11 protein-coding genes are annotated in these 12,170 nt (G+C 32.6%); 6 read left to right on the forward strand and 5 right to left on the reverse strand.

Going from position 1 to position 12,170, the window contains the following annotated elements:
- Nucleotides 1-68 precede the first annotated feature (68 nt).
- The 5 genes from DHMRE_RS01030 (at nt 69) to DHMRE_RS01050 (ending at nt 5,715) form a co-directional block, all read left to right on the forward strand.
- Entirely contained in the window at nt 69-1,508 is a 1,440-nt protein-coding gene (locus tag DHMRE_RS01030; protein WP_322632535.1) for a hypothetical protein, read from the forward strand.
- Nucleotides 1,509-1,639: 131 nt separating this feature from the next.
- A complete protein-coding gene (locus DHMRE_RS01035; RefSeq protein WP_322632536.1) occupies nt 1,640-2,587 on the forward strand; it encodes a leucine-rich repeat domain-containing protein in 948 nt (315 codons plus the stop codon).
- 1 nt (nt 2,588) lies between these two features.
- A complete protein-coding gene (locus DHMRE_RS01040; protein ID WP_322632537.1) occupies nt 2,589-3,578 on the forward strand; it encodes a hypothetical protein in 990 nt (329 codons plus the stop codon).
- Between the two features lie 10 nt (nt 3,579-3,588).
- On the forward strand, nt 3,589-4,488 hold the full coding sequence (locus DHMRE_RS01045; RefSeq protein WP_322632538.1) for a hypothetical protein: 900 nt from the start codon (nt 3,589-3,591) through the stop codon (nt 4,486-4,488).
- 6 nt (nt 4,489-4,494) lie between these two features.
- Nucleotides 4,495-5,715, forward strand: coding sequence for a hypothetical protein (locus tag DHMRE_RS01050; protein WP_322632539.1), 1,221 nt, complete (start codon nt 4,495-4,497; stop codon nt 5,713-5,715).
- Between the two features lie 256 nt (nt 5,716-5,971).
- On the opposite strand, the gene DHMRE_RS01055 is transcribed toward DHMRE_RS01050, so the two are convergent.
- Genes DHMRE_RS01055 through DHMRE_RS01075 form a run of 5 tightly spaced genes read right to left on the reverse strand, consistent with a single transcriptional unit; the run spans nt 5,972 to nt 11,607 of the window.
- Nucleotides 5,972-6,934 carry an IS630 family transposase gene (locus DHMRE_RS01055; RefSeq protein WP_322632540.1) on the reverse strand — a complete coding sequence of 321 codons (963 nt, stop codon included), beginning with the start codon at nt 6,932-6,934 and terminating at the stop codon, nt 5,972-5,974.
- A gap of 42 nt (nt 6,935-6,976) precedes the next feature.
- Nucleotides 6,977-7,270 carry a hypothetical protein gene (locus DHMRE_RS01060; protein ID WP_322632541.1) on the reverse strand — a complete coding sequence of 98 codons (294 nt, stop codon included), beginning with the start codon at nt 7,268-7,270 and terminating at the stop codon, nt 6,977-6,979.
- 49 nt (nt 7,271-7,319) lie between these two features.
- On the reverse strand, nt 7,320-9,665 hold the full coding sequence (locus DHMRE_RS01065) for a DEAD/DEAH box helicase (RefSeq protein ID WP_322632542.1): 2,346 nt from the start codon (nt 9,663-9,665) through the stop codon (nt 7,320-7,322).
- A 6-nt stretch (nt 9,666-9,671) separates the two neighbouring features.
- Entirely contained in the window at nt 9,672-10,163 is a 492-nt protein-coding gene (locus tag DHMRE_RS01070; protein ID WP_322632543.1) for a hypothetical protein, read from the reverse strand.
- A complete protein-coding gene (locus DHMRE_RS01075; protein ID WP_322632544.1) occupies nt 10,084-11,607 on the reverse strand; it encodes a site-specific DNA-methyltransferase in 1,524 nt (507 codons plus the stop codon). Before DHMRE_RS01075 ends, DHMRE_RS01070 begins: the two co-directional genes overlap by 80 nt.
- 172 nt (nt 11,608-11,779) lie before the next feature.
- On the opposite strand from DHMRE_RS01075, the gene DHMRE_RS01080 reads away from it, so the two are divergent.
- Nucleotides 11,780-12,010 carry a hypothetical protein gene (locus tag DHMRE_RS01080; protein ID WP_322632545.1) on the forward strand — a complete coding sequence of 77 codons (231 nt, stop codon included), beginning with the start codon at nt 11,780-11,782 and terminating at the stop codon, nt 12,008-12,010.
- Nucleotides 12,011-12,170 lie beyond the last annotated feature (160 nt).

The raw sequence follows: 12,170 nt of genomic DNA on the forward strand, positions 1-12,170 counted from the left end.
AACGGGATAATCAAAATGATGAAAATTTTTAGCAATTAGAACCTAGACTATAAGACTATAAAAATAATATGAAAAGAACATTAACAGTTTCCATAAAATTTCAGGATTTAGCCAGCGAAAGAACCCTTTTTCAAGTTTTAAGCAAAGAAGGAGGCGGGACTAAAATAAAGATAGAAAAATACTTAGATTGGTTAAAAGAGGAATACCCCAACGCTATAAACGATATAGAAGCGAAATGAAATCACGACAGAACTAAGAAAGAATGAAATGAGTATTCAGATGCAACTGAGAAAAAAGATTTATTAAGTTTTATTCAACGGTTTACTGAGGACGACGATATAGTTGAAAAAATTAAAGAAGAAGCAAAGACAAAATTAGAAAATTTATTTTCCATTAACGAGTTAGATGATGATGTTGTTGTCAAAAATCTAAAGACCCAGAATAAAGACGATTTATTAAATGCGTTTTTAACTTACACGGGGGATGATGTGGCTTATACCACAGAACTTTATAAAAAATTCTATTTAGAATGACTACCTGCATATATTAAAAAAGGGCTAACTGATAAAAACTTAACTTTAGACGATTTGGAAAAGGAGAGTTGAGAACAATTTAGGCAAAAATTGTTTACTGATTTATATGAATCTTGAAGCAATACCAATGAAGAAGGAGAAATCGACAAATTACAAAAAAAGTTAGGGACAGATGTACTGGAATTGGATGGGTTAATCGATACGGCTACGGCTTTAAAAACGGCCAAAGAAAAGTACAAAAAAGAGCGTCTGGATGGTAAATCTTGAAGTCTAACGGAAGCAGAAAAATCTCAACTTGAAAAAGCAACTAATAAACAGGATTTAGAAGATACTGTCAAAACATTAATGGACAAAAAGGATGAAGCAGAACAAAAAATTAAGGATTGAATTGAGAAAAATATTTCCGGCAAGACCAAGAAAGAAGATTTACCCAGTGATGCTGACATTGATAATGACTCCGAACTGCCCGCTAATTTCAAGGAGGAAGCAAAATTGATTAGGGAAGAAAAAGCAATTGAACTTACTCCCACACCAACCACAACTATGGGAGAAATTAAAAAGCATTTAACTGAGACTCTGTTTAAATGAAAAAGATGAAAATTTTTAGTTGAAAATAACAAAAAGGATGATAAAAGTTATATCGTGGCCTTGATGTATAGCCAAAATTTTGGCAAAACGGTAGCGGAGGAAATGAAACCCAAAATTGAAAATGCGATAAAAACCGACACTTTGGATGGTTATAGAGAATTAGATAAGGAATGGGGACAGAATAAAGTGGACTCAGAGGGACAAGTAGAATACAATGCCGACCGGGAATATATGGCCGCCTGAGAAACCTTACGCGAATTGCTGAAAAAGACTGCTGTTTCTAAATACGACCAAATTAAAGAATACTTGATTACTAATTATTTTGGCGAACAAAGATGAAAAGAAATAGAAATCCAGGCTCAAATAGAAGTAAGTAATCCAAACTAATCATGGTTAACAAGCATCTTGCAGCAGCATGAATAAAAGGAGATAGATGAAAAGAAAAAAACGCGGGGAGTTAATAAATACTCCCCAACAAAATTAAATAATTACAAAGTAAAAATAAATCTAAAAATAATATGGTAAACACTCAAACATGGCTAACAGATAGTTACGAAAATAAGAAAAACGAAACAACCGCAATAAGAATTAGTAAAGGCACAGAATTAGAAGGAGTATTAGAAATTAAGGATTATCCCCAACTAAAAGAAATTTTTTTGGGTGGAGCCAAGGGAATAACCGAATTAAAAATCATTAATTGTCCAACTGTTGAAACACTTTTTGTATCCGACAATCAGATTACTAAAATAGAGGGATTGACTGACTTATCTAAACTGAAAAAATTGAGTTTTGGAGGTAATAAGTTAGAGGAAATTGACATTAGCAAAAATACTGAATTAGAAATGCTTTATTTTCGCGACAATCCAGCCACTCTCAAATTTGCTAATGGCATAAAAAATCTCTCTAAATTAATCAGTTGAGATAGTTATCAAACTTTTCCTCTGACGAAAATATTGGATCAGGCTAATGAAGAAGAATTAAAAGAAATAGCAAAAGAATTGGGATTAGACGGAGAAGGAAAAAGTTTAGATGAAATCAAACAGGCGATTAAAGACGAATTAGACAAAAATAAGGAAAATAAGGAAAAATTAGAGCAAGAATTACCGGGTCTATTTGGCACCGATGGTAAAGTGGATGAAAGTAAGTTGGGAGAAATAAAAGATAAGGCGGAAAAAGGCAATAACTATGACGATTTAGTAGAAAAAAATCCCGACCTGATTGTGGATGGCAAAATCGATCAAAGTAAACTTAATGATCTGAATGATAAAGGGAAAAAATTTGATGATTTGAAAAACACTATGGACGCAATTGGAATAGATCCTAATAATGCAGCCGAAGCCAAGCAAAAAATGGCAAAATTAAATAATTTAGAATTACGGATAAAAGAACTTTATGGTGAGAATTATGAGGAACGATTGGATATTCAATATCAGGCTAATATAGAAATAAATACAATTAAAAATTAGTATGACAAAAACAGCACAAAATTGGTTAGATACCAAATATTCTGACAAGACTGTTAGCAAAATAAAATTACACGACCAGGAAAACCCAGTGGAAGAGTTGAGTGGTGAATTAGTAATTAAGGACTATGCAAAGGTGGAAGTAATTGATTTTACTAGGCAAGATAAAAAAAATGTTAAGGATAAAATAACTAAAATAACTATTGACAACTGTCCGCAAGTAAAAAAGATTAGATTTAATGATAATGGAATTGCCGAGATTATTTTCCAAGGTGTTTTTTCTAATGTAGAATGACTGGAATTACTCGGCAATAATTTGACTAAAATTGACCTTAGTAAATTTCCTAATCTCGCCTGATTGGGTGTGGTCCGCAATCCTAATCTTACAGAAATAGAGGGTTGGGAAAATTTGACTAAATTGCAATCGGTTAATTTATTTGACACGCCCGGACTTAATGGCAAAAAGTTTAAGGAATGAAAAGAAGCCATTAATTCCGCATTGGGTTCGACTTCTGATGACCCTTTGCCGAACGATTGAAAAAATAAATTAGATGACTTAAAAAACCGACCGACCCAAGAGGATTTAAACAAAGCAGCAAAAGACGCAGAAGACAAAGCGGTAAAAAATACAGAGGACAAGTTCAAAGATTACATTAATCCGAACGACCCCGCTCAGAAAGACAAATTGGAAGCAGCAGCCAAAAATCAAGGTATGGTTCCTAAAAATGAATTTGATGGAGTGAAAAATGAGTTGGGTCAGTGAAAGGATAAATTTCCTAATAAAACACCAGACCAAGCGGCCAAAGAAACAGGGGGGGCAGGAACGGGTGCCACTCTCACGGCCGAACAACAACAAAAATTAAATGATTACGACAAAGTGGTAGCCGAAAGAGATGCCAGAGCCAATATTTCAGCAGCCGATTATGCTAAAATAGTAGAATGATTTTTAGAAAATGAGGGAAGTGGTTGACAAGCGCAAATACTACAAGGATAATAAGTAGAATATGGTAAACATTAAAAATGACATTTTTCCTTACGCAGAAGAAAAAATTATTAAAAATGAAAAATCCACCCAAACGGATTTAAAAACCCCAACTCCCATTCCAGATAATTTTCTGACCTTAACTACCGAAGTCGGCAATTATTGCGGTTCTACTAATCCAAAGTGGAAAGACAAGCTCCTGTGCGAAAGATATGGTTTTGCGGTTGACGGACAGTGAATCCAATTAGATATCCCACATGATCTAATGAAAGAACTTGATTTACCCCTAGGCGAGGATATTCCTCATACCGTTTATATCTCTCCACAAGTATTAGAAAAAAGCCCCACTTTTGGCGGAATTACTATTAATAGTAAGGAGGAGATATTTATTGCTGAACCTTTTCATAAAGAGCAAGAGACTCAAACAGAGTTGACCGGAGAAAAATTATTAGCACAAATTAAAGAAGTTCAACAAGAGAGTAACTTAAGTCAACAAACTATTGTTAACTTTCAAAAGGAAGTAGCGGAATTAGAAAAAAAATTATCCGACTTGGAAAAACTAAAAGAGGTTTGGAGAAATAAATGATTAAAGGAAAAAGAAGAAAATGATAATTTGACTAAGGAGAAAAAAGATTATCAAATCAAGCAGAAAAAAGTTGAAGAAGAGTTAAGGCAGAAAACGGAACTAATTGATAATTATTTAAAAAAAATAAGGGAATTAGGAAGAGAAAAAAAACAATTGAATGATGATTTACGAGATAAACAAAATGAGGTAGATGAGAAAGACGAGAAAATTAATCAATTAAACCTACGAGTTAAGGTGCTGGAAACAAGTTTGAAAGATTACTTTGGTGACAAGTATGAAGAACATTTAAGGATTGACAAGTACAAAAAATATTTGGAGATAGAATTAAAAAAATAATTTAATATGGCAGATAAAGACATTCAACAATATTTAAAAGACAACTACGACCCTAGCGGGGGAAATAAAATAATAAAAATAGATGATTCGAAAAAAACAGCACCAACAGATAAATTAACCGGCAAAGGAGTTATTGAAGGCTATCCAGATTTGGAAACAATTGATCTTAAAGGTAACAATGAAATAGAAGAATTAATTATCCGCAATTGTCCAAAACTTAAAAAAATAGATGTCAATGAGAATAAAAAGTTAAAAACATTAAAATTTGATGATATGGTGCTGAACGGTGATAATCAACTAGAAACTTTACTTTGTATAAATTGTGAGGAAATTGAAGAACTCTCGCTTAAAACTTGCAAGCATCTGAAAACGTTAAACATCAACAATTGCAAAAAGTTGAATAAGATTAAAGGAATTGAAGATGTTGATTCTATTGATGAACTTAAAGCACGCGGAGTTCCTAAAATTAGATTTATTCACTCGGACAAATTAGATGGATTTATAGAAGCCAAGGATGCTTTGAAAGAATTGCTAGGTCTGAGTCCAAACGACAAGTTGCCAGATTCAGTAAGAAATAACGGTAAAATAGATAAAGATAAGTTAAAAAATGAGTTAACAAGTAAAGTGGCCGGCAGTGCTAATAGTGAAAAAGACCAAGCCAAGCAAGAAGCCCAAACTGCCAAAGCAGAATTGACTACTGCAAAAGCTGAAAAAACTAATTTAGAAAGTCAATTAAACGCTATAAAAACCGAATTAGGAGTGGGGAATAATGCTAATCAACAGCAAATTATTGCTAAAATTAAAGAATTAATGGGTCGACCAGCAAGCACCGATTACAACACCATTAAGGCCGAAAGAGATAATTTAAAAACTGAAAAGGATACATTAAAAACTGAAAATACTCGATTAAAAAATGATAACAAAGAGAATGTTAACCCTAATACTTTAAGAAACAATACTAAAACTAACTTGGAAAAATGAGGAATTAAAATGTCCGAAGAACAGAAAAAAACTCTACAAAATGCCACTTCCTCTCAAAAAGTTGAGGAAGTTAGAAATAGCATAATTAGTGGTGAAATAAATAAATTAAGAAGTGAAAATTCTAGTTCTACAAAATTAAGTATCGGTCTTGGAGTTGTAACCATTTGTAGCCTGCTCCTTTTGGGTTGAGTGCTAATGCGACAAGCTGATTTGCCGGAAGAAGGACCGAAGAAAGAGGAAAAATAGATGTGGATATTTTACCGGAGGTTAAAAATAGATAAAATATTTTGGGGGGTGGTTTTATCCCCCCTACAAATTATAAATTATGATTACCGAAAATTATCCTTTAATTCACCCGAGTGAAATTCTCGAAGCAATTATTAAAACCATATAAAATTTAACGCCGAGCAATTGCACTAGAGTTAAGTAGAACCACAAGTAATTCAGGATTAATAAATGAGTGGGAGTGTTGTCCGCTGATTTAACTATAGCATTATGCAAATTAAATGTCAGTTCTAAAACAACTCTTAAAATATTTAGTTAAATCATGCTTCTGTAACTCCTTTATCGCTTCCTCAATAACTTTTATTAACTCTTTTTCGCTCCTAGGCCTTTGTTGTCTATAATAACTTTTTATTACGCTAAAACAATTCTCGACTGGATTTAACTTGGGTGCATAACCAGGTAAATATTTGAGTTCAATATTCTTTTTCTTAGCTAACTCAGCAATAGTTGATAATTTAACTTTCTTACAAGAATCAGTCGCATGATGAATGCGAGCATTATCCAGTAACAAGTATTTTTTTTCATCAGCAGGAAATTCAACACTACTAAGGAAGTGGTGAAAATCTGCTGACTTGGCTCCGCCTTTAATCATTTTCCAACTTATCGCTGCATTACTATTTACATTCCTAACACACAAAAGTAGTGTGTAATTTTCACCTCTCTTACCAGGTCTTTTAACTACTGCTCGCTGATTCTTGGGAGCGTAAGCATAACCAGGCACTGCTCCCAAGTTAAAACCACTTTCATCTAGAGCATAAAAAGAAGATGAAGATAGTAAACAAAAGTTATCAATAACAAATTGTCTGACTTTCTCCTTATCTTGCTCCGAATATTGCTTTTCAGCTTTTTTATAAGTGATATTGTGCTTTTTTAAAGTTCGAGAAATAGTTGATTGATTTACTTTTAGACCTGTTTCTTGAAATAGGTAATCAAGCATATCATGCTGAGTTTTAGTATTGTGTTTTTCTATATAATCATGCAAGAGTGGCAAAACAATTTCATTGATTTTTGGCTTACATCCTACTTTTGACTCAGTTAGTTTGATTGATTCGCCTAATTTATTCCAGCGATAAGCAGTTCTTTCACTAACTTGATAAAAGTCAGCAATTCATTTTCAAGAAGCTTTCTTCTCTCGCAATTTAGTTATTTGTTCAGTTCTAAGGTTATATTCTTGTATCATTTTGTAGGTATTTATATGTATATGTAATAAAAAGTAAAAAAATTAAGAAATAGTGCCATCATAAACATAAGTTCGCATTTGTTGTCTCTTTCTTAAATTAGTTACTAGTTTTCAGTATTCTTTTTTATGGTTATAATATAAATCCAGCAAGCAATCATTACAAATATACTTTCCTTTGTTTTCCTCTTTTTCGGTTCAATAGTCTCAATTGTTTTTAGAGCTGTAATCTCATTTAGGAACCACAAAAGTAAGAGAAAAAGTTTTTTGGCACTGAAAGCATTGAACTTCTTTAGGGGAGTTAAGTGGTGAGATTGGTTTTTTCTTTTTAGTTTTCATATATATAATTTTATAGGTGTTTATATGTTTATGTAATTGTTTTGAAATATTAAACTGTTTCTAATATCAACTTAACACATTCTTCCATATCTATTGCTTCACTAACTGGAACTGGTTGATTATTTTCATTTACTTGGTAAACTTGGTATTTATCTTTCTTGTTAGTAGTGGTTATTACTCCTACTACCACTTTGCTAGGTGGAATTATTGCTGACTTTGCTTTGGCTTTCTCTCTATCAAAACTTTCAATTTTAAACAATTTCCTATCAATTTTATCTTGTAATAAACTCTTGCCTGTAGTCTCAATAGCCACTACCAAATCATCATTCAACCAAACTAAGAAGTCGGGATAGAACTTTTTAGTAGTTCCTTTACTCAATAGAGGGATTCCATAACCGCTAAAAACTGGGTTACGAGTTCAATCAAGACCTAAACCATCAATTACTTTAGCGGCTTCTTCTTCTAATGGATTTAGATTACTATAATACTGATGAACACTATTGTCAAATTCATAGATATCTTTTTTCTTATTTATGCTAATACTAGGAATTGGTTTGCAATTATCATAAGCAGTAATTAACTTAATAGTGTTCATAAAAGTATTGACAATTTCCCGAGCAATGATTTTTAATTCATTATCAGCATCTGAGTTAACTCCAATTGGAAACTTCAGTTTTTCCCTATATATCTTATGGTTAAAATCAGTTAAATCTAAAGCTCGCGGGTTAATTCTAATAATATTCCTTCTTAAGACATCTTTAACACTTACTTTGTTATAACTAGCAAGTTTTTCTCACTTACTAATAGCAGGAGATTTTTTGCCTATCTCAATGTCTGTAATAGTTCTTCCTCCATATGGTTCAACGAAAGAAGGAGAAACTTTAGAATAGTCTTTAACCTTATTTTCTAAAATGTATTGAATATTTAATTTGGCTAAGTCTTCATTGATAGTTCCTATCTTAGGAAAATATCTTGTTTTTCTGGTAGGGCAAATGGTTAGTTTATCTTTTTCAGAGGCTAAAATTATTTCATTTTTAATCTCGGGAACAGTATTTTCTAACTCTTTATTAATCTTTTTCACTATTTCCTTAAATTCTTCGTTACTGTTAGCCTTAATATGAAAGTAAGCAGTATTAAGGTCTTCAAAATCTTGTTCGTAATGGTGTCGCTCTGGCATTCTTAATACTCTGCCAATTAACTGTTCGGCTTGGATATCACCTCCAATATTGCGGTCAATGTAAGCCATGTAAACGAGAGGGTCATCTCAACCTTCTAACAATCCTTTGTTAAAAATTATGTGTTCATATTTACCTTTTAAAAAAGTTTGATAATCACTATTTTTAGTGCTACTGTCAAAAAGGTTAAATCTTTTGTCAGGAGGATTATCTTTATTAAAGTCTACCCTAGCACAAACAGCAATTTTACGAGGGTCTATTTTACACTTATCTACTAAATGTCATCAGATTAGAATAGGAGGTGACTTTCTTTGCTCAAAGGGCAAATCTAGATTATCCTTTTGCCTAGTTTCGGTTTCTAATAGATTAGTTTTACAGACATAAATGGCTTTTAAGTTTGATAAACCTTTCTTTTTGGCTAATTTATTCAACTTATTTAAGTCTTCTATTAAACTATTGATTATTTCTCCCATTGATGATGATTCATCGTAACCAATAGACCGCAATTTAGTTTTAATTAACCCTTCGCCAACTACATCTGAAGTAGGAACTGCTACAATTAAATCTTCCATTTTTTGCCCTGATTCTTTAATCAAGCCTCCTAATCTTCCAGCATAAGTTGGAGTTCCTGAGGCTAGAATTATCCCTTCTGGCTCTAATTCTAATAACATGTCTACTTGCTGAGAAGTAAAGTGGTGACCTTCATCGTAAATAATGAATAGTTTTCGCTTTTCTCCAGCAAAAGTTCTCTGTTTTAATAACTCTCAACCCGAAATACCTCCTTCATCTTCTCCTTTATCATAAATTAAGCGATAATCCTCCTTATTCTTAACATTGATATTAAAAGTGCTAGTAGTGGCTAAATAAATAACATGACCAGCAGTAGTTGGCAAAGTAGAACGTAATTGAGAAAGAGGATAAACTTCTACTTTAGGAATCAAAGGGTTAAGCTTACTAGGAAGATTCTTTAAAGTCTGTTCGACCACTACTTTGCTATAACTTAGTCAAAGAACTATTGTATTCTTACTTTTTTTAAGTAATCGGTTAGCAGTAGCAGTTAGCATGGCAGTTTTGCCGCTTCCTGTAATTGACTTTAAGAAACAGACAAAAGGGAGTTCATTAGGTATTTCTTGTTTAAAAACCTTTTCTAAATATTGGTCGAACTTTTCTTCTATTTTGTTGACTACTTCTTCTTGATAAGGATATAACTTTATGTTCATAATACTTTATTTGGCTCCTAGGTCTTGCAATATTTTTTCAGGTATTTGTTCAAATTCGATGCTAGAAGTAGAGAAACTACATAAGCGGGCATAAACATGATATTTATTAGTTGATAAGTTGGCTTGTTGTGCTTCTCGAGTGATTTGATAATAAATGTCTTGGGTTAATTGGGAATTGCTGTTTCCGTTTCAAATGAGGAAAATCCCCTCTTCCTGCTTATTTTTGGCAATTAAATACTTAAAATTAGAATTTTCAGGAATAAGTAAAAGGGAAGTTATTTGACTAGCAAAAATAGCCTCGATGATTTCTTTCCTTTCCATCTTCAGCAAAGTTTGTTCATCAATAGCTTTGTCTAGAGATAAGAATTTAAATCCTCCTCCTAGTGGTTCATGTTCTTTTTGGTCGGCTCACTGACCACTAATGACTGCCTTTAAGCGTTTTTGAAGTAAGGTTCGGCAGTAATTGTCATCATTTTCGGGTCTTCCTTGCTCAATCAAAATGAATTTTCGTCTCTCTCTCTCTCTCTCTCTCTCTCTCTCTCTCTCTCTCTCTTATGTCATCATTCTTATTTGACATTAAGATTACTTCCCCTGTTGTTCCAGAACCAGCAAAAGGGTCTAATACTAATCCGTTAGGAGGGCATCAGAGTTGAATGATTTTTTTGAAAAGTTTAAGAGGTTTTACGCCCTCAAGCCATTGTTCTTTTCCAACTCTGTTACAAAGTTCTTTAACTGCCCCTTGATTATGACCTGATTGCTGATGCTCTCAAGAAACTGAAGTTAATTCTGCTACTTTTTCATAATTCTCATTTGCTCAGTATGTAGTGGCTACCACTCCTTCTTGCAAGTCAGATAAATAACGCTTTATAGTAGGATTACTTGTTCCATCTTTACCAAAAAGCAATTTTGGTCAGGGTTTTTTAGAGTGTATTTTCTGTGCTTTATCTCTTGAATTTAAAAATATAGGGTCTTTCTCGGGATTTCCTAAGTTTTCCATTTTAAACTTTTTTAAAAGTAACCCTTTAACATTGCCATCATTTAATTCTTTTTCCTCGTATTCTGAACCTCACTCTTCCAATAAAGACTTTAAAGTAGTTTTTTTTACTACTCAGTGTCTGTTTGCTGGTGGATAAATAAGTTTACCAGTGAAAGGATTTTGGATAGCATAAACCATAGAAGGAGTAGGAGTTTTGGCATTAGCGCTGTGAGCCTGTCACGAGCCATTTGGGTCATTATCAGGATTTTGATATCGTTTTATTTGTTCTTCACTACGCAACAATTTCCCAGTCTCTGCTTTTTCTTCATTTTTAGAATAGACCAATACATACTCCGTTTGATTAGATAAGTGTTTACTATCGTTTTTTAAAGCAAAAGTTTTTTGTCAATTAATAATTCCTAATCTATTCTTTTCACCAAATATTTCATCCAGCAAGCAAATTAACCTAGACAATTCACGATAATCAATACAAATTGCTAAAACTCCACCAGGTTTTAACATTTTCCACATCATTTGTATTCTGGGTAACATAAACTTCATTCATTTGGTATGTCGGCTCGAATCATCTGCCTTAACTAAGTCTCCAATTCCTTCATCGTTAGGTTCCTCATCTCATCTATCATTATAACGAAAATCTTTACCAGTATTATAAGGAGGGTCAGTAATAATTAAGTCAATTTTGCCGTGATATTGGTAGAGAGTAACCATCGACATTAAGTTATCCCCTTCAATTACTAAATTCTTGCTTTTTTCTTCTTCACTACCAATACTTAATTCAGAAACTTCCTTTAAGGTTCTTGGTTTGACTTTTCTGGCTACTTGTTGGGCATTAGCTTTACCAGAAAAGAGAATTTTGATACCTCCTACTGTGAATTCTTCTCGTTCGCTTTCTAACTCTTTTATTCTCTGTTGGAGAGAAGCAATTAATTCCTGTTCTTTACTCACCTTGATTGTAGACCCCAACCATTATTGCTTTCTTGCTTTTTACTTTATGCCCGACTATTTTTTTTGCTAACATATGTTCATTTTCGTTTTTCTTTATATGATTAATTTTATAAAAAATATCTGTTTAAAATCAGAAAATAATGTAAAATCAATTAATATGAGCAAACTAAGAATGCCCTTTCGAATCACAAGAACCAGTATTTACCAAGACTATCTTACTTTCTGATTAGATGCTAACTTAGATTATAAAGATAAAAGTGCTAACTGCATTACAGTTTACAATAAACCTCCTTTTAATAGTTTTAAAGTAGGTGATGATATTACTATTGATACTGAGATAACATCTAACCATCCCCAAAGTGCCACTTTTGGTGAAAGTGTGATTAGTAAAAGAGGATTTTAGAAAGATTGAAAGTGGAAATTAGTTTTTTGTAGAGTAATAAGTCAAAATCTTGCTGGTTCTTGGTTTGGTGATGAGAGTAAGGTGGTTAGTAAAGTTGGGTAACAAAACTAAAAAACAAACAGGATTTTGCAATTTGTAATAAATGAATGAGTAAAAAAAA

Source organism: endosymbiont DhMRE of Dentiscutata heterogama (assembly GCF_002888635.2).
GTDB lineage: Bacteria > Bacillota_I > Bacilli_A > Mycoplasmatales > CGIF01 > CGIF01.